At 68.8% G+C, this 21,189-nt stretch carries 17 protein-coding genes and 1 other RNA gene; 7 read left to right on the forward strand and 11 right to left on the reverse strand.

Annotated elements, in window-relative coordinates; genetic code table 11:
* Positions 1 to 68: 68 nt before the first annotated feature.
* On the reverse strand, positions 69 to 1,031 hold the full coding sequence (locus tag AB0J09_RS17835; protein WP_360691557.1) for a GlxA family transcriptional regulator: 963 nt from the start codon (positions 1,029 to 1,031) through the stop codon (positions 69 to 71).
* Between the two features lie 161 nt (positions 1,032 to 1,192).
* Here AB0J09_RS17835 and AB0J09_RS17840 point away from each other — a divergent pair, with 161 nt between their 5' ends.
* Complete coding sequence (locus tag AB0J09_RS17840; RefSeq protein ID WP_360691560.1) at positions 1,193 to 1,537, forward strand: hypothetical protein; 345 nt, start codon at positions 1,193 to 1,195, stop codon at positions 1,535 to 1,537.
* Between the two features lie 228 nt (positions 1,538 to 1,765).
* Here the strand turns inward: AB0J09_RS17840 and AB0J09_RS17845 are convergent, their stop codons facing one another.
* From AB0J09_RS17845 to prfB, 8 genes are all read right to left on the reverse strand, one after another.
* The gene (locus tag AB0J09_RS17845) at positions 1,766 to 2,395 is read right to left on the reverse strand and encodes a hypothetical protein (RefSeq protein ID WP_360691562.1); all 630 of its coding nucleotides are present in this window, start codon (positions 2,393 to 2,395) and stop codon (positions 1,766 to 1,768) included.
* Complete coding sequence (locus AB0J09_RS17850) at positions 2,392 to 3,255, reverse strand: hypothetical protein (RefSeq protein ID WP_360691565.1); 864 nt, start codon at positions 3,253 to 3,255, stop codon at positions 2,392 to 2,394. Before AB0J09_RS17850 ends, AB0J09_RS17845 begins: the two co-directional genes overlap by 4 nt.
* A gap of 246 nt (positions 3,256 to 3,501) precedes the next feature.
* Positions 3,502 to 3,885: a transfer-messenger RNA gene (ssrA, locus tag AB0J09_RS17855) on the reverse strand.
* Between the two features lie 285 nt (positions 3,886 to 4,170).
* Positions 4,171 to 6,030 (reverse strand): penicillin-binding transpeptidase domain-containing protein, encoded by a 1,860-nt coding sequence (locus tag AB0J09_RS17860; protein WP_360691568.1) that lies wholly within the window; start codon positions 6,028 to 6,030, stop codon positions 4,171 to 4,173.
* 20 nt (positions 6,031 to 6,050) lie between these two features.
* A complete protein-coding gene (smpB, locus tag AB0J09_RS17865) occupies positions 6,051 to 6,518 on the reverse strand; it encodes an SsrA-binding protein SmpB (RefSeq protein ID WP_360691571.1) in 468 nt (155 codons plus the stop codon).
* 25 nt (positions 6,519 to 6,543) lie between these two features.
* Positions 6,544 to 7,452 carry a permease-like cell division protein FtsX gene (gene ftsX / locus AB0J09_RS17870; protein ID WP_360691574.1) on the reverse strand — a complete coding sequence of 303 codons (909 nt, stop codon included), beginning with the start codon at positions 7,450 to 7,452 and terminating at the stop codon, positions 6,544 to 6,546.
* Positions 7,453 to 7,473: 21 nt separating this feature from the next.
* Positions 7,474 to 8,163 carry a cell division ATP-binding protein FtsE gene (gene ftsE, locus AB0J09_RS17875; RefSeq protein WP_349447119.1) on the reverse strand — a complete coding sequence of 230 codons (690 nt, stop codon included), beginning with the start codon at positions 8,161 to 8,163 and terminating at the stop codon, positions 7,474 to 7,476.
* 392 nt (positions 8,164 to 8,555) lie between these two features.
* Positions 8,556 to 9,668 (reverse strand): peptide chain release factor 2, encoded by a 1,113-nt coding sequence (prfB, locus tag AB0J09_RS17880; RefSeq protein WP_360691579.1) that lies wholly within the window; start codon positions 9,666 to 9,668, stop codon positions 8,556 to 8,558.
* 302 nt (positions 9,669 to 9,970) lie between these two features.
* Between prfB and AB0J09_RS17885 the strand changes: the two genes are divergently transcribed.
* The 6 genes from AB0J09_RS17885 to AB0J09_RS17910 all read left to right on the forward strand — a co-directional run bounded on the left by AB0J09_RS17885 (position 9,971) and on the right by AB0J09_RS17910 (position 15,443).
* Positions 9,971 to 10,987 (forward strand): hypothetical protein, encoded by a 1,017-nt coding sequence (locus AB0J09_RS17885; RefSeq protein WP_360691581.1) that lies wholly within the window; start codon positions 9,971 to 9,973, stop codon positions 10,985 to 10,987.
* A 288-nt stretch (positions 10,988 to 11,275) separates the two neighbouring features.
* The gene (locus AB0J09_RS17890; protein WP_360691584.1) at positions 11,276 to 11,509 is read left to right on the forward strand and encodes a hypothetical protein; all 234 of its coding nucleotides are present in this window, start codon (positions 11,276 to 11,278) and stop codon (positions 11,507 to 11,509) included.
* A complete protein-coding gene (locus AB0J09_RS17895; RefSeq protein ID WP_360691587.1) occupies positions 11,506 to 11,988 on the forward strand; it encodes a Clp protease N-terminal domain-containing protein in 483 nt (160 codons plus the stop codon). Before AB0J09_RS17890 ends, AB0J09_RS17895 begins: the two co-directional genes overlap by 4 nt.
* A 441-nt stretch (positions 11,989 to 12,429) precedes the next feature.
* Positions 12,430 to 13,320 carry an ABC transporter ATP-binding protein gene (locus AB0J09_RS17900; protein ID WP_360691590.1) on the forward strand — a complete coding sequence of 297 codons (891 nt, stop codon included), beginning with the start codon at positions 12,430 to 12,432 and terminating at the stop codon, positions 13,318 to 13,320.
* The gene (locus AB0J09_RS17905) at positions 13,317 to 14,156 is read left to right on the forward strand and encodes an ABC transporter permease (protein ID WP_360691593.1); all 840 of its coding nucleotides are present in this window, start codon (positions 13,317 to 13,319) and stop codon (positions 14,154 to 14,156) included. Before AB0J09_RS17900 ends, AB0J09_RS17905 begins: the two co-directional genes overlap by 4 nt.
* A gap of 3 nt (positions 14,157 to 14,159) precedes the next feature.
* A complete protein-coding gene (locus AB0J09_RS17910; protein ID WP_360691596.1) occupies positions 14,160 to 15,443 on the forward strand; it encodes a DUF418 domain-containing protein in 1,284 nt (427 codons plus the stop codon).
* On the opposite strand, the gene AB0J09_RS17915 is transcribed toward AB0J09_RS17910, so the two are convergent.
* Together AB0J09_RS17915 and AB0J09_RS17920 are read right to left on the reverse strand one after the other, a co-directional pair.
* Positions 15,440 to 20,314 carry an NAD-glutamate dehydrogenase gene (locus AB0J09_RS17915; protein WP_360691599.1) on the reverse strand — a complete coding sequence of 1,625 codons (4,875 nt, stop codon included), beginning with the start codon at positions 20,312 to 20,314 and terminating at the stop codon, positions 15,440 to 15,442. The two genes, AB0J09_RS17910 and AB0J09_RS17915, sit on opposite strands and share 4 nt — an antisense overlap.
* Positions 20,315 to 20,352: 38 nt before the next feature.
* Positions 20,353 to 21,156 (reverse strand): tryptophan 2,3-dioxygenase family protein, encoded by an 804-nt coding sequence (locus AB0J09_RS17920; protein ID WP_360691602.1) that lies wholly within the window; start codon positions 21,154 to 21,156, stop codon positions 20,353 to 20,355.
* Between the last annotated feature and the right edge of the window lie 33 nt (positions 21,157 to 21,189).

The raw sequence follows: 21,189 nt of genomic DNA on the forward strand, positions 1-21,189 counted from the left end.
ACCGCCCGTCGGCATCTCGGTCCCGTCGGCGCGGCGTGCCAGGAGCGGGCCGAGTATCCCGAAACGGGTCACCCAGCCGCCTGCGTCAGCCGATAGCGCGACGGCGGGATCCCGTACCGGTCGATGAACGCCTGCCGCAGCGTCTCCGCGGTTCCGAACCCGCACCGGACGGCCACGGACGCCATCGGCAGCGACGTGGAGGCCAGCAGATGGGCGGCGGCCTCGGTGCGGGCCTGCCGGACGTACCGCCCCGGCGTGAGCCCCAGGTGCTTGAGGAACAGCCGGGTGAGATGCCGCTCGCTCACGCCTGCCTCGGCCGCCAGCGCGGGGGTGGTGAGGTCGTCGCGCAGGTGGGCGGCGATGTATTCGACGGTCCGCTTGACGAGGCTGTTCGCGGGGGCGGGGGCGCTGACGAACATGCTCATCTGCGCCTGGTTGCCGGGCCGCTGCAGATAGGTGACGAGGTTGCGGGCCACCGTACGGGCCAGCTCGGTGCCGTTGTCCTCCTCGACGAAGGCCAGGGTGAGGTCGAGCGCGGCGGTGACCCCGGCCGACGTGGAGACGTTCCCGTCGCGGATGAAGATCGGGTCGGCGTCCACGGTCACCTCGGGGAACCGGGTCGCCAGCGTCTGCGCCTCCTGCCAGTGGGTCGTGGCGCGGCGCCCGTCGAGCAGCCCGGCCGCGGCGAGGATGTACGCCCCCGTGCAGACGGACGCGACGCGGCGGCTCTCCCGGGCCAGCCTGCGGATGTGGCCGACGATGAGCGGGTTGGCGGCGGCGTCCTCGTGGCCGATCCCGCCGGACACCACCAGTGTGTCGAGCGGCCCGGTGATCCGCTCCAGCGACTGCTGGGCCTGGACGACCAGCCCGGTGGCGGAGGTGACGGCCTGCCCGCCGGGTGTGGCCACGCGCACCTCGTAGTACGGCGCGGCGCCGTGCCAGTTGGCGTCCTCCAGCGTCGAGGTGACGCATGCGATGTCGAGCAACGCCGCCGCGTGGTACGCCACGACGACGACCCGTCGTCTCTCCATGGCCTCGACTGTAGGTCCGAGGGACGAAGAACCCAAGTTTCCGGACCTCCCCGGCCGCCTCCCTTGGCTTCCGATGGCGGCCCGGAGACAGTCGAGGCATGACACCGACAAGCACGAACTCCGGCCGCCGCTGGGGCCGATTCGCCCTCCATTATGTTGAGATGATCATCGCCATGTTCGTCGGCATGTTCGCGCTTGGCATGCTCCAGTCCGCCCTCGGGCTCGGCTTATCCCACGACCGGCAACCGGAGCTCGCGTACCTGGTCATGGCGTTCGACATGTCGGTCGGCATGGCCGCGTGGATGCGGATCCGCGGACACGGCTGGGCCCCGACGTTGGAGATGTGCGCCGTGATGTTCCTCCCGGTCGTGCCGCTCTTCCCCCTGCTGTGGCTGGGCGCCATCGACGGCGGGGTGCTGATGGTGGTGGCGCACGTGGCGATGTTCCCGCTCATGCTGGTGGCGATGCTGCGCCGCCGCGACGAGCACGCCGGCTGCGCTCACTGAGCGCCTTCCGGTAGCCGTCGAGCACGTCCTGCCGCAGCAGGTGCCCGAACCCGGCCGCTCCAGCCGCAGGTCCGCGGCCATCACCGAGTCGTGGAAGCCGGCCCAGTCGCGTTCGGCCCGCGCACCCCCGCCCCGGCGTAGGCGTCCTCGACGCGGGCCGCTATTCGCCGGCCGTGCTGTGGAACTCGCGCCGGCCGGTGGAGGTGATGGCCGCGTTCGCGAAGAGATTTATCCCACCGGATGCCGCTCAGGGATCGATTCGGGCGCCGACCGAGCCTTGATCGCGCCGAGCGTGGCGCGGCTCTCGCGGATGACGGAGATCAGCACGTACGCGACCAGCAGGAGCCCCAGGCAGAGGGCGTCGGCGGCCCACCAGGGGATCGCGGCGAGCAGCAGATAGCCCTCGCCGTCGCTCAGCCACCTGATCACGGCCGTGACCACGGTCACCACCGCGGTGACCAACAACCAGCTGCGCAATCGTGGCAGGTTGCCCTTGTTCCACAGCCGGATACGCCAGCCCATGAACACGGCGAGCACGCCGAGCAGGGCACAGAACCCGATCAGCCACCAGGGCAGTGCGAAGGCGGTCTGCTCGGCAATCTTCGCCTGAGCGGTGCGCAACTCGGCCTCGGCCTTCTTCTGGGCCTCCACGGCGACGTCGAGCTGCTTCTTCAGCTGCGCCACACTCTGGCGCGTCTCCTGGCGCGGAGGCGGTGAGGACGCCTCCGTCGGCAGCATCCGCGCCACGACGGTCAGCATGATCGCGACGAACGACAGCGCCAGGACGATGGCCATGAACAGGTCGATGAAGCGCAGGTCGAGCGGCGGCGCGAACGACCTGATGGCCCGCTTCCTCACGGCTCCCTCACCAGGGTGTACTTCTGCGGCCTGCTCTCGGCCGCGTTCAGCCGCTCCACCGCGGTGCGCAGCGCGTCCAGGCCCTTGACGAGCTCCTCGGTCCTGCCCCTGGACAGGGCCAGCTCCTGAGTGAGCCCGCTCATGGCGGGGGCCGCCTGCTTCGCGGGCAGACGCGCGATGTACGTCAGGAACACCTCGTCGGCGGCCACCACGCTGGCCCGCTCCGCCCGCTCGATGAAGGCCATCGCACCGAACGAGAGCACGCTCAGGAACAACGCGATCAGGGTGACGCCGAACGCGGACGCCAGCTCCGGCAGCACGTGCTGCTTGAGCGCGGCGATCAGCACGCCGGGGTCTCCCTTGCTGTCCAGGGCGTCGGAGAACGAGCTGACCATCGCGCCCATCGTCAGCGCGGTGCCGATGAACCCGAAGACCGGCAGCGCCCAGATGAGCGCGTGATCGAGGTGATGCTTGTTGGCCATCTCGCTGTCGTCCAGCGCGGACCGGGCACTCAGCACCGCCTCGCAGTCGTTGCCGGCCTCGGCCGCCTCCTTGAAGAGCTTCAGCCGCCGCGCCACCAGCGTGTCCTCGGTCGGCCTCACCGCCTGGACGTTCGCCACGGCCCGCTCGGTCGCGGCGCTCTCCCGCCGGATGTCCGGTATGGCCCTCACGATCCTGAGAACGGCCGTTAAGAACACCGCGATGATCAGCGCGACCACGAGCTCCGCGGCCGTCGGTGCCGTGCTCGCGCCCACGGCCTGCAACAGCGATTCCACCAGTCCGGCCGCCATGAGCAGCGCGGAAACCACCAAGCTCACCACGGGCGCGAACGCCGAGTGACGCCAGCCGTACCTTGACACCCTTCAACCTCATTCCGACCCACAATTGTCAGAGGACCACCTAAGCACATAGAAAGCACTCATTGGTGGCGGAGAGATATCGAATGTGCACCCAGGGTGCCCCCCACAGACACGAAAACCGCCCCTTGCCTGCGGCGTCTCCCCAGGTAAGAGGCGGTCTGATAGCTGGGGGTTCCAGGGGGTATCCCCCTGGACAGCACAAAGGCCCGCGGGGAGGAAGCGCAGCTTCCGACCACACGGGCCTCACAGTGGAGGTGGCGGGAATCGAACCCGCGTCCTTCAACCCCAAGTCAGGGCTTCTCCGGGCGCAGCCTGCTGTGATTTTCTCGGCCCCGGCGATCACGCAGGCGAGTCGCCGACGGGCCCAGCCACTGTTTGATTTCCCGATCTCCCCCGTGGCCGGGTCGAACGGTTGAGCCTTCTAACGATGCCAGACACCGGGCCGAAGGCACTCCCGGGCTGACAGTGGTTTCGCTACTTAGGCAGCGAGGCCCAGGGAGTCCTGGGCTACCACAGTGCGCTTGGAATTGGCACTTGTTGTTTGCGGTCACAGGATTAACGAGGTTATGTCCGCAGTCCTCGGCCCGCTTCACCTGGCTTGCAAAGTCGAAGTCGAAGCCAGTCACCCCCTGTGCAGTTGTCAACACACCCTCGCGGGTGAGCAACATGAATGTACATGGGTTAACACCGTCAACGCCAACTTAATTCCCCATGCCGAAACCCCCGGGAGCGTGGCACACAGCTCGCGCTCCCGGGGGCCGACCGGCAGGGTCGAGCCGGTCCGGACGGCAGGACTTCCCCCGAGATGAAGTCCTGTCTCATCACGGCGACTGGATCCGCAACCCCCCGAGCGGGCCCAGTCACTCAGTAAGACGCAGCCAGAGCCTCGAATGGTTGCTCAGCGTGGTGACAATTTCACGATGAGTTCCGAAGCGCCGAGAAGAAGCCGCCCGCCTCGGCCGCGGCGTCGTAGTTCTTCGCCAGCACAGCGATGGCCACGTCGCCCTGCCAGCCCACGAACCACGTGTACTGGCTGCCTACCGTGGCCTTGACGCCGTACACCCTGCTCTTGCCTCCCCGGGCGCTCATGCCGGCCGCACCGGCCCGCATCATCGACGTCAGCGCCGTGCGGACCTTGGGGTCCAGAGGCACGGGGGCGGGCTGCGGAGGTTGTACGGCCTCCGCCGCCGGATCGGGCGACTTCGGCTCGGTGACCAGCACCGGCGGGCGCCAGGTGCCCGAGGCGATCGCCGCGGCCACCAGTGCCATGCTGAGCGGGCTGACCTCGACGTTCTCGCCCGCGATGGCCTGGGCCTTGTCGGCGTCGCTGGACAGCGTGGGCAGCGAGCCGCTGAACGACTTGAGCGGCAGCCGCCACGGCTGCCCCACGCCGAACGCCTTGGCGCTCGCGGCCAGATCGGCGGCCGAGACGCGGCGGGCCAGCGAGGCCAGCGCGGTGACGCAGCCCCTGGCGAAGTTCTCCTGGAAGGTGGCCGACGTGGTCACCCCCGTGGACTGCCCCGTCTGCACGAACTTGGCGCCGCCCACCGTGCGCTCCTCGGGGCACGCCAGCCGCTGCTTGGGGCTGACGTTGCGCTTGATCAACGCGTCCGCGGCCACGATCGAGAACGCCGTGCCCGCCGGGTACTTGCCGGCCAGCGCGTGCTTCTCCTGGCTCATGTCACCCTTGGCCCCGACCGCGAGGATCTGGCCGGTGTCACGCTGCACCGCCACCAGCGCGCTCGTCTCCGTGTCGGCCACCGCCTGCTCGGCCGCCGCCTGGACGTGCCGATCGATCGTGGTCTTCACCTGAACGTTCTGCCGGCCCGGCCACTCCTTGAGCAGTGCGACCTGTTTGCCGGTCTTGAGGTCCAAGGTGATCACCTTGGTCTGCGTGGAGCCGGTCAGGTAGTCCTGGTAGGCCTGCTGCAGGCCGGTCTTGCCGACCGAGTCACCGGCCCGCTCGGGGCCGCCGAGCTGCTGCTCGGTCTCGGGGGTGAGGGCGCTGACGCTGCCGACGATCTGCCGGGGCGGCTCGGGGTTGACGGGCTGGTCCTGCTGCTGCTTCGCGATCCCGTCGATGGCGTCGAGCTTCGACTCCATGGACTGGTAGCGCGACCGCCCGAACGTGACCAGCGGCACGAACTTGTCGGGCGGCGACGACCTGATGCGGCTCAGCAGCCGGTCCTGGGCGTAGCCGGTGATCTCGGACAGCTTGGCGGCCACCTCCTCCGCCTTGTTGCCGAGTCTGGCCGGGTAGACGCCCGCGCTGTAGAACACGGTGTCGCCCTGAAGCGGCTCGCCGGTGCGGTCGACTATCGGCTGGCGCGGCTTCGGGTCGGTGTCGACCGCGAAGCGCTGCCCCTCCTTGAGCTGCGGGTGCAGCACCGAGGGCGACCAGCGCACCTTCCACGTGCCGTCCACGAGGTGGAGCGGGAGCATCCCGTCGTACTCCCAGAGCGGGTTGTTCTCCCCCAGGTCGACCTCGGCGTGGAAGTCGGCCTTGGCCTCCTCGCCCGTCGTGCTGAGGCTTTTGATCTTGAAGCGGAACGAGGCCGCGTCGAGCTCCAGCTTGGCGTCGGACAGCGCCTTGCGCACCGTGGCGCGGTCGCCGTCGGCGCGGCCCGCAGCCAGGTCGTAATCGCCCGACTGCCAGCCCACGAGGAAGTCACGGACCGCGTCGTGCGGCGAGGGCTCCTCGAAGCAGCCGGTCAGAGTCGTGCTCGCGACCGCCAGGGTGGCGGTCGCGGCAAGGATGCGGCGAGCGCGTCTCATCAGGTGAGGTGCCGCCGCTCTCATCGGTTGCGGTGCCGCAGGGCGCGGGCCATTTCCCGCTTTGCCTGCTGCTCCGCCAGCGTCTGCCGCTTGTCCCAGTCCTTCTTGCCGCGGGCGACGGCGATCTCGACCTTGGCCCTGCCGTCCTTGAAGTAGAGCGTCAGCGGGATGATCGTGAGCCCGCCCTCCTTGGTCTTGGCGGCGAGCTTGTCGATCTCTTTACGGTGCATGAGCAGCTTGCGCTTGCGCCGAGCGGCGTGGTTGGTCCACGTCCCCTGGGTGTATTCGGGGATGTGGACGTTGAGCAGCCACGCTTCGCCACCGTCGATGCTGGCGTAGCCGTCGACGAGCGAGGCGCGGCCCTCACGCAGCGACTTCACCTCGGTGCCCTGGAGCACGAGACCCGCCTCGATCGTGTCCTCGAGGTGGTAGTCGTGCCTGGCACGTTTGTTTTGGGCGATGACCTTACGCCCGGTCTCACGTGGCATGCTTCGACTTTACCGGTGATTCCGCCTACACCCTGAGGTAGCGGCGGAGCGTCACGAACGAGGCCAGCACACAGATGACCACACCGATGCCCATGGTGATGGTGATGGTCTGGGCCACGTCGTTCCAGCCCAGCTGCGCGGTCGCGTCGCCCAGGTACTGTCCCAGCTCCTCGAAGAGGAAAACCTTGGTCACGATCAGGATGATCGCCGCGAACACGCCGCCGATGAGGCCCGCGATCACGCCTTCCATGACGAACGGAAGCTGGATGTAGAGGTTGGACGCGCCGACCAGCCGCATGATGCCCGTCTCTCTACGCCGGTTGAACGCGGAGAGACGAACGGTGTTGCCGATCAGCAGCGCCGCCGCCAGTACCAGGATGATCGCCACGGCGAGCGCGTAGAACGCGAGCTTGTCGAGCAACTTGAAGAAGGGCCCGATCAGCTGTGCCTGGTCCATCACCTGTGCCACGCCGGGCTTGCCCTCCAGGGCCTGGATGATGGATTTGTAGTTGTTCGGGTCTGCCACCTTGACGCGGAACGACGGCGGCATGTCCTCGACCTTGGTGGCGGTCACGAGGGCCTTGTTGGCCGAGTACAGCTTCTGGAAGTTCTGGTAAGCCGCCGCCTGGTCCTCGAAGAACACGTCCTTGACCCCAGGAGTGCTCTTGATGAGCTGCTGGAGCTGATCCGTCTGGGTCTTGGTGATCTCCTTGCCCTTGCAGGCGTCCATGGCGGAGCCCTTGGTGCACAGGAAGACCGAGACCTCGACCTTGTCGTCCCAGTAGCCCTTCATCATGCCGACCTGGGCGTTGATCATCAAGCCGACGCCCAGCATCGCCATGCCGACCGCCACGGTGATGATCACCGCGATGGTCATGGTCAGGTTGCGACGGAGGCCGATCCAGACCTCGGAGAAGATGAAATTCGCCCGCATGATTCTGTTTGCAGCTCCCTGTCAGTACGCCTGGCCGTAGACGCCACGCGACTGGTCACGGACGATCTTGCCGTCCTCCAGCTCCACCACGCGCTTGCGCATGGAGTCGACGATGGCCGCGTCGTGCGTGGCCATGACGACCGTGGTGCCAGTCCTGTTGATGCGGTCGAGCACCTTCATGATGCCGATGCTCGTCGCGGGGTCGATGTTGCCCGTGGGCTCGTCGGCCAGCAGGATCATCGGCCGGTTGACGAAGGCGCGGGCCATGGCGACGCGCTGCTGCTCGCCGCCGGACAGCTCGTCGGGCATGCGGTGGGCCTTGCCTTCCAGGCCGACCAGCTCGATGACCTCGGGCACCACCTTGCGGATGAACCGCCGGGGCTTACCGATGACCTCGAGGGCGAACGCCACGTTCTCGTAGACGTTCTTGTTCGGGAGCAGCCTGAAGTCCTGGAACACGCAGCCGATGCGGCGGCGCAGGTGCGGCACCTTGAAGTTGGAGAGGCGTCCCAGATCCTTGCCGGCGACGTGGATGGCGCCGGAGTTGGGCCGCTCCTCCTTCAGGATCAGACGTAGGAACGTGGACTTGCCTGATCCCGAGGGACCGACGAGGAACACGAACTCACCCTTGTCCACGTCTACGGATACGTGGTCGAGGGCGGGCCGGTTCTGGTTCGCATAGACCTTGGTGACATTATCGAAATGGATCACGAGAGCATCACGGCATGCCAGTCTAGGGGTCAGGACGGAAGCGAGGGTGGCACATGCCCACTTCCCGCCACCGGCCACTCGGGGTTACGTCGTCTTTACTGATGATCGACGTTTCGATTGGCCAGACGACAGTCTAGGGGGAAGACTGGGCTGGAAAGTCCATAACGGAAACAAAACGATTGTGCGGCTAGACTTGGGGCTGTCATGAGTTGTGAACACCTCGTATGCGCGCAGTGTGCCCACCCCGTAATCGAGGGCCGCTGCCCCACGTGTCGCGCCAGCAGGGAGCGGATGCACCAGCACGGCTTCGCCGGGCTGTCACCCGCCCTCATCGTTCTGCTCCTGGTCGCCCTGCTCTTCGTGAGCCTGGCGGTCAAGCACCTCAGCGGGCTTTAGCTCTCCAACTCCTGGCGGCGCATCCAGCGGATCTCCGACTCGATGAACCCGTCGAGATCGCCGTCCAGCACCGCCGAGGGGTTGCCCGCCTCTGTGCCCGTGCGCAGATCCTTCACGATCTGGTACGGGTGCAGCACGTAGTTGCGGATCTGCGTGCCCCAGGACGTCGTGGTCGCGCCGCGCAGCTCCGACATCTTCTCCGCCTCCTCCTGCCGCTTACGCTCCAGCAGCTTGGCCTGCAGGACGTTCATGGCGGTGGCGCGGTTTTGCAGCTGGGAGCGCTCGTTCTGGCAGGAGACGACGATGCCGGACGGGAGGTGCGTGATGCGCACCGCCGAGTCGGTCGTGTTGACGCCCTGGCCGCCCGGGCCGCTCGACCGGTAGACGTCGACGCGGATCTCGTCCTCGTTGATGTCGATGTGGTCGGTCTGCTCCACGACCGGCACGATGTCGACCCCGGCGAACGACGTCTGCCTGCGGCCCTGGTTGTCGAACGGGCTGATGCGGACCAGCCGGTGGGTGCCGTGCTCGCCGCGGAGCGTGCCGTACGCGTAGGGCGCCTTGATCGTGAACGTGGCCGACTTGATGCCGGCCTCCTCCGCGTAGGAGGTGTCGTAGACCTCGGTGCTGTATCCCTTGCGCTCGGCCCACCGCAGATACATGCGCAGCAGCATCTCGGCCCAGTCGGCGGCGTCGACCCCGCCCGCCTGGGAGTTGATCGTGACGAGCGCCTCGCGTGCGTCGTATTCGCCCGAGAGCAGAGTGCGCACTTCCATAGCGCCTATGTCCGACCGGAGCGATTCGAGCTCCCTGTCGGCCTCGGCGCGCGTGTCGTCGTCGCCTTCCTCGGCCGCCAGCTCGTACAGGACCGTCAGGTCGTCGAGGCGGCGCACGAGGCCCTCGACGCGGTTGAGCTCGCCCTGGAGGTGGGAGAGCTTGCTCGTGACCTTCTGGGCCTGGTCTGGGTCGTCCCACAGGTCGGGCGCGGCAACCTGCTGCTCCAGCTCCTCGATCTGCTTGCGCATCGCGTCGAGGTCGAGCACGTCCTGGATGCTGCGGAGCGTGCCCGCGAGCTCGTTGATCTCTTCTGCCGGATCGATGCCTGCCACGTCTCCCAAGCCTACTTCCCCCGGAGAGCAACACCCCCCATCACCACCGCGACCCCATACCACTTTCTCCGGCTCGCACATTCTCGGCGCGCCCACCCGCCACGCCACACCACCCGCCCGCGCCCCGACGCCCGGCTCGCGCCTTCACGCCGCGCCCGCGCTCCGCGCCACGCCACCTGCCCGCATGCAGCTTCGCGCCGTGCGCGTCGCCCCCGTCCGCACGCGCAAGTGGCGGCGCTTTCGGCGGGTGGAAAGGGGTATGGAAGGCTTCGGCTTCTCGCGGGCCCGAATAACATGGCGAGGTGCGTGTATACGGGCGGCGGAAGGTGCTGGCGCTCGCCGCCGGCGTACTGGCCGCGGCGACCGCCTGCTCGGGCAATGCCGCACCCCAGTCGTCCAAGGCGGCCGCCACCTCCTCCGCGTCCCCTTCGCCCTCCGCACCCGCACCGGCCGTCACGCAGGCCGAGGCCGCCCAGGTGTTCTCGAAGATCACGGTCACCGACGACAGGCTGCGGGTGAAGAGCGACCTCCAGGGGCGGCTGGCAATGGCCGTCGACCTCACGACAGGCGGCCAGACGCAGCTCACTGTGGCCGCGTACCTGTCCACCGGCTACGCGCCGCCCCGCCACAAGTGGGGGACGCCGACGCTGTTCGTGCCGAGGTTCGCGCCGGGCGAGCAGGCGCCCTGGTTCAGCGCGCTGGCGATGCGCGACGGCAGCCCGACGCTGCTGACGTTCGCCAAGTCCGACCGCTGGCGGCTCAGCTCCGTGGCCCAGCTCCTGCCGGGGCAGGAGGTGCCGGAGGTCCAGCTCGACGCCGACGGCTACGCGACCGCACTGGCACCCGACGACAAGTCGATCACGATCAGTCCGCAGTTCATGGGGCCCGTGCACGCCAGCGTGGCCGAGACGGGGTCCGCGGGGGTCACGGCCGGGCTCGTGGCGGCGGGGCCGTACACGACGGACGTGGCCGAGCAGATCGCCACCCTCCGTGAGCAGGCGAAGAACGACGGGTTCAGTTATGACTCGATCTTCAGCGCCGACAACTACCCGGTCTACGCGCTGCGCACCGAGGACGGCGGGGCGTTGATCCAGTACTCACTGTCCCGCACAACGTCGACGACGACGAAGACGGCCGAGGACGACTACATCCCGGTGCCGGAGTCCGCGCAGTGGGCGATCACCACGCCGGTGCTGCGCCGCACGCTCAAGCTGATCGAGACCCACCAGTACGCCGCCGTGGTCCCTCCCCTCAAGGCCCCCGCCCCCGCCGCCGTCATCGCCCACGACGGCGCGCTCACTCGCGCCTCCGGCCAGTAGCCCAAGCACCGCTCCCATCCGTTTCGGCTCCCAGAGTGCCGCGCCTCTCAAACCCCGTCCGTTGCGACCCCGCACACCGCCGCGCCCGTCAAAACCCCCATCCGTTACGGCTCCGCACGGTGGGCCGCACGCGCCGACGTCAGTGGCCGTCCGTCATGGCCGGTCGTGAAGGCCCACGGGTTGCTCACCGTGACGACGCGCACCCTGGGCCTGCTTCTTCGCTCACTCGCCGGCCCACTTAGCAACTCGGGTTGACTAAGCCTCGTTTAGTCAACTACGGTTGCCTGCATGCCGGCTGATGAGATTCCCGTACCCCAGGAGCCCGCTGACGCGCTGGCGGCCGTGGTCGCATTGCGGCGCCTGGCCGATCAGCTGGAGGACGCCGCCGTCGAGCAGGCGATGCGGGCCGGCTGGGGCTGGCCGCAAGTCGCCGAGGCGCTCGGAGTCACGCGCCAAGCGGTGCACAAGAAGCACGCCAAGCGGCTCATCGCCGCCGGCGTCACGCTGAGGAGACGACAGTGAGCGTTATCGACCACTACATCAACGCGATCCTGGTGCAGGGCCGAGCCGAGGCTCTGGCGGACGGGTCGGCGGCGATCGAGCCACACCATCTCCTGCTGGCGATCGCCTCCGTCGAAGAGAACGCCGCCCGACAGGTGCTCACCGCGGAAGGGCTCGACCGGCAGGCGATCAAGGATGCGCTGGACCGGGAGTTCGAGCGCAGCCTGAGCCTGGCCGGGGTGTCGCTCGCCTCGTTCGGCCTCCCCCCGTCGACCCCCGACCCGAAGCGCTCCGTGAGCATGGGGGCCTCGACCAGGCTCGCCCTCGAGCGCGGCTTCGCGGCCGCCACGGGCAAGAGGGACCTGCGGCCCGGCCATCTGCTGCTCGGCATCCTGCAGGCCGAGGTCGGCACCGTGCCGAGGGCGCTGGCCCTGGCAGGCGTGGACCGGCCCGCCCTGATGGGGAGCGTCGAGCAGGCCCTGGCGAACGGAAGCTGGTGACGCCCCTGCTGCCTGAGACCGCACCGCACAGCGCACCGACGCGGGGGCCCAAAGCCTCCGCACCTCACAACGACCTCGGCCTGCCCACCACAGCCACCGGCGCGGCCGACTACGTCACAGACGCCCGCAACACGCGATTCTCCGAGCCCGCACACGCGACACGCCCGACGTAGGGCCCACGCTTCACCACCCAAGGCGCCCAGCAGCAGACGCCCCGAGCCCCCACACGGAGACGCCCGAGACGCCACCGCGCGCGGGCATCCGTCGGGGCACCACCACGCGGGCGCGCCCATCGAGGCACCACAGCGCGGGTGCCTGTCGGGGCACCACGGCGCCGCATGCGACACCGACGGCCCTCTCGTCGGCACACAGCGCGTGAAATCCCCCTTCTCCACACCCCCATCACTGAGGCATGCCCTCATGCGAGAGGTGAGCTTGTTCATGACCACCAAACCAGTCGTTCTCGACGTCGGCGGGCTGCGAATGCGTTACGGCTCGTCAGACGTCCTGCACGATGTGACGTTCCAAGCCCGCCACGGCGAAGTGCTGGCCCTGCTGGGGCCGAACGGGGCGGGCAAGACCACCACGATCGAGATCCTCGAAGGCTTCAGGATGCGGTCGGCCGGCCGGGTCGAGGTGTTAGGCGTCGATCCAGCGCGCGGCGACGAGCGGTGGCGGGCCCGGGTCGGGGTCGTGCTGCAGTCCTGGCGCGATCACGGCAAGTGGCGGGTGCGTGAGCTGCTCGCCCACCTCGGCTCCTACTACGCCCCCTGCGCCACCGGCCTCATCCAGCGGCCGTGGGACGCCGGCGAGCTCGTCGACGCCGTCGGCCTGACCGAACAGGCCGACAAGAAGATCAGGACGCTGTCCGGCGGGCAGCGGCGCAGGCTGGACGTGGCGATCGGCCTCGTGGGCCGGCCCGAGCTGCTCTTCCTCGACGAGCCGACCGCCGCGTTCGACCCGCAGGCCAGGCACGAGTTCCACGATCTCGTACGCGACATCGTCAGCGGCCACGAGACCACGGTCCTGCTCACCACCCATGACCTGGACGAGGCCGAGAAGCTGGCCGACCGCATCCTCGTACTCGACGGCGGCCGGATCATCGCGGACGGCACGGCGGGCGAGCTGGCACGGCGGATCGCGGGCGAGGACGAGGTGCGCTGGATGCGCGGCGGGCAGCGCTTCACCCACAGGACCGCCGACTCCACCAGGTTCGCACGTGACCTGTTCGACCAGCACGGAGACCAGATCCGGGAGCTGGAGATCCACCGGGCCTCGCTGGAGCAGACGTATCTGGCCCTGGTCCACCAGGCCGAGGGGGCGAATCGATGAACGCGACCGTACTGCGCGCGGGCTGGTCCCGCGGCCTGATCGAACTGCGGCAGTCGTTCACCAACGGCGCCGAGCTGTTCTCTCACTTCCTCTGGCCCGGGTTGATGGTGGCCACCATGTTCTTCATCCGGGACATGTCGTTCGGAACCAGCGGACTCCTGCTCGGCACCCTGGCCCTGCCCGGCATCCTCGGCATGAACGCCGCGACCGGCATGATCAGCATGAGCCAGCAGCTCACCGCGGACCGCGAGGACGGCACGCTGCTGCGGGCCAAGGCCACCCCGCACGGCATGCCCGCCTATCTCATCGGCAAGGTGCTCTCGGTCTCCGGCGGTCTGCTCGCCGACCTGGTGATCTTCCTGGTCCCCGGCGTGCTCATCGTCGAGGGCCTGGCGATCGACCCGGGCTCCTGGCCGACCCTGGCCTGGGTGCTGGCGCTGGGGCTGGTGGCGACCCTGCCCATCGGTGCGGTCATGGGCTCGTTGTTCGCCAGCGCCCGCGCCCAAGGGCTGATCCAGCTGCCGTTCCTCGCCGTGATCGGCGTCTCCGGCATCTTCTACCCGATCGCCGCGCTGCCCGAATGGCTGCAGTGGATCGCCCAGATCTTCCCCATCTACTGGATGGGCCTCGGCATGCGCTCGGCCCTGCTGCCGGACTCGGCGGCCGCCATCGAGATCGGCCAGTCGTGGCGGCACCTGGAGACCGCCGGCGTGCTGGGCGCCTGGGCCGTGCTCGGCCTGCTCGTGGCGCCCGTCGTGCTGCGCAGGATGGCGCGCGGGGAGTCCGGCTCGAGCGTGGCCGCACGCCGCGAGCAGGCACTGCAGCGGATCGGGTGACGCATGACCGCCACCAAGGTGACCGGCCGGTCGCTGGCGCCCGATCTGGCCCGCGGCTTCATGCTGCTGCCCATCGCACTGGCGCACACGCCGTTGTTCGTCTCCGGGCGGGCCTCCGGGGCCCTCGACGCCGTCGCCACGTTCCTCAAGCATCTGCTCGCGGACAACCAGGCCCGACCCATGTTCGTGTTCCTGTTCGGCTACGCGCTGGGCCAGATGATGCGCCGCCATCAGGCCCGGGGCGGCGACTGGCCCTCGTTCAAGGCGCTGCTGCGGCGCCGGAGTCTGTGGCTGATCGCCATCGGCTTCGTGAACGGCGTGGTGCTGGTGCCGCTGGACATCGTCGCGGTGTATGGGGTGACGCTGCTCGCGCTGGTCCCCATGGTGCGGGCCAGGGACTCGGTGCTGTGGTGGACGGCCGCCGCGGCGTTCGTCCCCGCGACGCTCATGGTCGCCTGGCAGAGCATGGCGACCTACGCCGGCATGGTGCCCGCCACGCTGGCCGAAACCATGCCCGCCGGCTTCGGCGCCCACATCATGGCCGATCTCCAGGTATGGCCGCTCAAGACGCTCTTGTCCACGCTCGCCGTCGTGCCCGGGATGCTGCTGGGCGTCTGGGCCGCCCGCCGCGCGATCCTGGACGAGCCCGAGCGGCACGCGGTCCTGCTGCGCCGCATCGCCCTGGTCTGCCTCGGGGCCGCACTGGCAGGCAGGCTCCCGGCGGCTCTCCTGGTCGCCGGCGCGTGGACGACCGGCTCGTACGCGGCCGTCGCCGTCGCCCACACCCTCACCGGGTACGCGGGCGGCATCGGCCTGGCCGCCCTCATCGGCCTCGTCGCGCTACGAGCGGAACACGCCCGGACGCCGCTCGCCACGGAACCCCGGCACGAACGCGCCACGGTGACCGGCCGCGGCCCGCTCACGGGTAACGGACCCCATCGCCTGCCAGACCATGCCGGCGGCGCCGGCCCGCTCACGCCCGCGGGTGACGGACGCGCCACAACCGCCACGGAAGCCGGGCACGGGCCGTTCACGGCCGCCGTCGCCGCGCTCGGCCAGCGGTCGCTGACGTTCTACCTGCTCCAGTCGGTGGTGTTCGTCGTGCTGTTCTACCCGTTCACCCTGGACCTGAGCGCCGGCCTGGGCGTGGCCGCCGCCTGCGGGATCGCGGTCGCCCTCTGGGCGGTCTCGATCCCGCCGGCGGACTGGATGCGCCGCGCCGGCCACCGCGGACCGGCGGAGGTGCTGCTGCGGCGGTTGACCTACCGCCGCAGCACGACGCCCTAGGAATCCGTGTGCGGAAGGTTGCTGGTCGACACCAGCGTGCGGATCGCGCGGAGGGCGACCGACAGGGTGGCCAGGTCGAAGTGGTCGCTCTCCCAGATCTCCGACAGCGTCTGGCGGGCCCGGGAGACCGCCGCCGAGTTGGCCTCCGACCACCTGGCCAGCCGCTCCTCCGGTGACAGCCCCGGTGTGCTGTGGGCCAGCACGTCGCGGGTCAGCGAGGCGTGCGCGGCGTAGAGGTCGTCGCGCAGGGCGGAGCGGGCCATCGAGTTCCACCGGTTGTCCCGGGGCAGCGCGATCACGCGCTCCCTGAGACGCGCCAGCTGGAGCCGGTCCGCCAGGTCGAAGTAGACCTCCGCCACCTCGTTGACCGGGCGGCCCGTCACCGACGCGACCTCGATCAGGTCCAGCATCGAGTACGCCGGCACCATCGCGGCCACCCGTTCGGCCAGCTCCAGCGGCACACCCCTGGCCACGAACGAGTCGCGGCGCTCCTCGTAGGCGGCCAGGTCGGGCCCCGTCAGCAGCTTGGGGATGTGGGACAGCAGGCCGTTGACGCCCTTCACGAAGAAGTTGACGGACCCGGCCAGGTCCAGTGGCGGGCGGCGGTTGACCAGCAGCCAGCGGGTGCCGCGCTCGGCGAGCTTGCGGGCCTCCAGCAGCATGGCGATCTGGACCTCTGTGCCGACCTTGTTGTCCAGGTCCTCCACGGCCCGGTGGAAGCTGGCCAGGTCGAACACCTCGCGCGCCACGAGGTAGGCACGCACGATGTCAGGCGTCGAGGCGCCGGTCTCCTCGCCGAAGCGGTACATGAACGTGGTGCCCATGGAGTTGACCAGCTCGTTCACCACGCAGGTGGTGATGATCTCCCGCCGCAGCGGGTGGTTGTCCATGTAAGGCCTGAAGCGCTCACGCAGCGCCGAGGGGAAGTACGACACCAGCCACGAGGCCAGGTAGGGGTCGTCGGGCAGGTCGGAGCCCAGCAGCTCGGCGTCGGCCACCAGTTTGGTGTAGGCCAGCAGCACCGAGAACTCCGGCGCGGTCAGGCCCAGCCTGGCCTGGCGGCGCTCGGCCAGCGTCTTGTCCGAGGGCAGGAACTCCAGCTCCCGGTTGACCAGCCCGTCCCGTTCCAGCCGCCGCAGGTAACGGGAGTGGATGTGGAGCATCTCCACGGCCTGCGCGCGGGCCGCGGCGAGGACCACGTTCTGTGCGTAGTTGTCACGCAGCACCAGGTCGGCGACCTCGTCGGTCATCGAGGTGAAGACCTGGTTGCGCTGCTTGTCGGTGAGCTCGCCGTCGCGTACGACCTGGTCGAGCAGGATCTTGATGTTCACCTCGTGGTCGGAGGTGTCCACCCCGGCCGAGTTGTCGATGAAGTCGGTGTTGACCAGCCCGCCGTTCAGCGCGAACTCGATCCGGCCGAGCTGCGTGAACCCCAGGTTGCCGCCCTCGCCGATGACCTTGCAGCGCAGCTCCCCCGCGTTGACCCGCAGCGCGTCGTTGGCCTTGTCGCCCACGTCCGCGTGGGACTCGGAGGTGGCCTTGACGTAGGTGCCGATGCCGCCGTTCCACAGCAGGTCGACCGGGGCCCGCAGGATGGCGCTGATCAGGTCGTTCGGCGCCAGGGACTTGACGCCCGCCGGGATGCCGAGCGCCTCGTGCATCTGCGGCGTGAGGTGGATGGACTTGGCCGTGCGCGGGAAGATGCCGCCGCCGGCCGAGATCAGCTTGGCGTCGTAGTCCTCCCAGGAGCTGCGCGGCAGCTCGAAGAGCCGCTGCCGCTCCTCGAACGAGCGGACCGCGTCGGGCGAGGGATCGATGAAGATGTGCCGGTGGTCGAACGCGGCCACCAGCCGGATGTGCCGGGACAGCAGCATGCCGTTGCCGAACACGTCGCCGGACATGTCGCCGACTCCGGCCACCGTGAAGTCGGTGGTCTGCACGTCCACGCCCATGGTCCTGAAGTGGTACTTGACCGACTCCCACGCGCCGCGGGCGGTGATGCCCATGGCCTTGTGGTCGTAGCCGATCGAGCCGCCGGAGGCGAACGCGTCGCCCAGCCAGAAGCCGTACTCCTTGGCCACGCTGTTGGCGATGTCGGAGAAGGTCGCGGTGCCCTTGTCGGCGGCGACCACGAGGTAGGTGTCGTCGCCGTCGTGCCTGACCACGTCGGGCGGCGGCACGACCTTGCCGTCCTCGAGGTTGTCGGTCACGTCCAGGAGCCCCGAGATGAAGGTGCGGTAGCAGGCCACGCCCTCAGCGAGCATGTCTTCCCGCGATCCGGACGTAGGCGGCTGCTTTACGACAAATCCACCTTTAGACCCAGTGGGCACAATGACGGTATTTTTCACCATCTGTGCCTTCACCAGGCCGAGGATCTCCGTACGGAAATCCTCCATCCGGTCGGACCACCGCAGGCCGCCCCGCGCCACCTTCCCGAAGCGCAGGTGCACGCCCTCGACCCGCGGCGAGTACACGAAGATCTCGTACTTGGGCCGGGGCAGCGGCAGCACGCTGATCTCCTGCGGATCGAACTTCAAGGAGATGTACGGCTTGCGCTTGCCGTCCACGGTCTGGAAGTAGTTGGTGCGCAGGGTCGCCAGGATCATCTCGAGGTAGGCCCGCAGGATCCGGTCCTCGTCCAGCGAGGCCACCTCGTCGAGCGCGCCCAGGATCTCCTCGTGGAGCGCTTCGGCGAGATCCATCCGCACGTCCTCGGGCCGCCGCGGATCGAGCCTGGCCTCGAAGAGACGAACGAGCAGCCGCGCCAGCCGCACGTTGCCGGCCAGCACCCGCTCCATATAGGGCTGCGAGAACGTGCTCCCGGCCTGTCGCAGGTACTTGGCGTAGACCCGCAGGATCTGGACCTGCTCCCAGGTCAGCCCGGCGCTCAGGATGAGCGAGTTGAAGTCGTCGGCCTGGACCTGCCCCTTCCACAGGGCGGTGAGCCCGTCCTGGAAGAGCCGCTTGAAGTCGTTCCTGTCGACCTCCTCCGACGGCGTGTACCGCAGGCCGAAGTCGTAGATCCAGGCATTCTTGGTGCCGGGGTCGTTGTCGCGGTCGATCTCGTACGGCCGCTCGTCCACGACCTCCACGCCGAGCCTCTGGATCAGCGGCAGCGCCTGAGACAGCGAGATGGGCGAGCCGACCTTGTAGATCTTGAGCCGCCGCTCCCCCTCGGTCGCGTCGTACGGCTCGTAGAGGTTGATGCCCACTTCCTCGCCGTCGCCCACGGCGACGAGCTCCTCCAGGCGGCGCAGGTCCACGACGGCCACCTTGGGCGGGAAGTCCACTTTGTAGCCCTCGGGGAACGCGGACGCGTACCGCCGGATGAGCGGGGGCGCCTCCTCCTCCGAGGTCATCTCCCCCAGCGCGGCGGCCAGGTCGTCCTCCCAGGAGCGGGTGAGCGCCGCCAGGCGCGCCTCCAGCTCCTCCACGTCCACGCTCGGCGGCGGGAGCTGCTTGCCCCGCTCGCCCCGCACGACCACGTGCAGCCGGGCGAGCACCGACTCGCCGATCATCGCGCTGTAGTCGAGCGACTTGCCGCCCAGGGCCTTCAGCAGCACCTCCTGCATCTTCAGCCGCACCTTGGTGGTGTAGCGGTCGCGCGGCAGGTAGATCAGGCAGGAGATGTAGCGGCCGTAGTCGTCGCGCCGCAGGAACAGCTTGACCTGCTTGCGCTCGCGCAGCCGCAGCACGCCGAGCGCGATCGGCAGGAGCTGGTCGATCGAGGTCTGGAAGAGCTCGTCGCGGGGGAAGGTCTCGAGGATCTCGATCAGGTCCTTGCCGTCGTGGCTGTCGGGCGCCAGCCCGGCCTGCTCGAGCACGTCGGCCAGCTTCCGCCTGAGCACGGGGATCCTGGAGATCGACTCGTTGTAGGCCACGTGCGTGAACAGGCCGAGGAAGCGCCGCTCCCCGATCACCTCGCCCTCGGGCGAGAACAGCTTGACCCCGATGTAGTCGAGATAGGTCGCCCGATGGACGGTGGCCCTGGAGTTGGCCTTGGTGATGATCAGGAGCTGCTTCTCCCGCGCCTTGGCGCGCACCTCGGCGGGCAGCGCCGAGAAGCTGTCGGAGCCCACCTTGTCGTCGCGCAGGATGCCCAGCGCCGCCCCTGGCAGCGCCCGCAGCGTCTCGCCCTCGTCGGTGTGGTCCAGCCGGTACTCGCGGTAGCCCAGGAAGGTGAAGTGCCCGTCGGCGAGCCAGCGCAACAGGTCGAGGCTGTCCTCGACCTCCGCGGGCTCCAGCGGCGGCGGGTTCATGCTCAGGTCTTCCGCGGTCTGTACGGCCAGCGCCCGCATCTTCCTGAAGTCCTCGACCGCGTAACGCACATCGGCGAGCACCCGCTGCAGGTCGGCCTCGAGCCGGTCGAGCGACTCAGGGTCGGCCTGCCGGTCGATCTCGATGTGCATCCACGACTCGACCAGTATCTGGCCGGTGACGTCCTCCTGGCCGCGGCCGAGCATCCGGCCCGTCATGTCGCGGCGCACCCGCATCTGCGGGTGGACGACCAGGTGGATGCCCAGGTCGTGCCGGTCGAGCTCCATCGTCACCGAGTCCACCAGGAACGGCATGTCGTCGGTGACCACCTCGACGACGGAGTGGCCAGGGTCCCATCCGTTCTCGTCCAGCGTGGGGGTGTAGGCCCGGACGACCGCCCTGCCCTGAGGGCGGATCTCGGCCATCTGCCGCTGCGACATCGCAGGGCCGTACACGTCAACGGGGTTGCGGTCGAGCAGGTCCTCGGGCGCGACATGCCGGTAGTAGACCCGGAGGAAGGACAGGGCCTCCTCCGTGCTCACATGTTCGCTGCTGACCGCGCAACTTTCCGCGGCTCGCTGGAGCAGCTCATCCTTGGCCTCGTCGAGGGGCATTTCGGTCTCACTCCTTTGTGAGGGTTTGCCATAGCTATTCATAGCCAGGCCCTTAGTTCCCACAACAGCGGGAAATAGTGCAAACGCGTTCTACCGCGCAGATAGGGGGCACCGGTCGAGCCTCCTGTGCCTGACTTGGTGCCGATCTGGCGTTCGACCATCTGGACGTGACGCATCCGCCACCGCGCCGCGGTGGCATCGTGCGTCAGCAGGTCTTCGGCCAGTTGCCACAGGTCGTCGTAAGACCCGCGGTCCCTCGCCACGGCCAGCAGCGAGCCCATGATCTCGTCGTCGGAGACCGGCAGGCCACGCTGGGAGAGGGCGGTGAGATAAGCATCCCACAGCGTGGGCTCCTCCAGCCTGCGGCGCAGCCGCGCGAGCTCCGTGTCGCTGGCGTGCCTGAAGGTGCTGAGATAGCGCTCGTCCTTCAGCCCCGACAGGAACTCCAGCTCCCGGAACTGCACCGACTGGAAGCCGCTGGCCGGCTCCAGCTTCGCCCGGAACTCGAGGAAGTCCTGGGGCGTCATCGTCTCCAGGACATCCACCTGCTCGATCAGCACCCTCTCCACCCTGTGCACCCGCTGGAACAGATGCCTGGCCCGCCAGAGCTCGCCGGCGAACATGGCCTCGCGGGCGCTCTCCAGCTCGTGGAGCAGCAGTTTGAACCACAGCTCGTAGACCTGGTGGATGGTGATGAAGAGCAGCTCGTCGGGGGCCTCCGACTGCGGCTGCTGCTGTGCGAGAAGCTCGGGCAGGCGAAGATAGCCGCCGTACGACAGCCGGCCGCCTTCCTCGCCGAACCGCCGATGCGGGGGAACGGGCGCATCACCGTCGATGCCCACCGAACACCTCCCCCTGACCGTCCGGTCATCCTT

Source organism: Nonomuraea sp. NPDC049784, from assembly GCF_040659615.1.
Lineage (GTDB): Bacteria > Actinomycetota > Actinomycetes > Streptosporangiales > Streptosporangiaceae > Nonomuraea.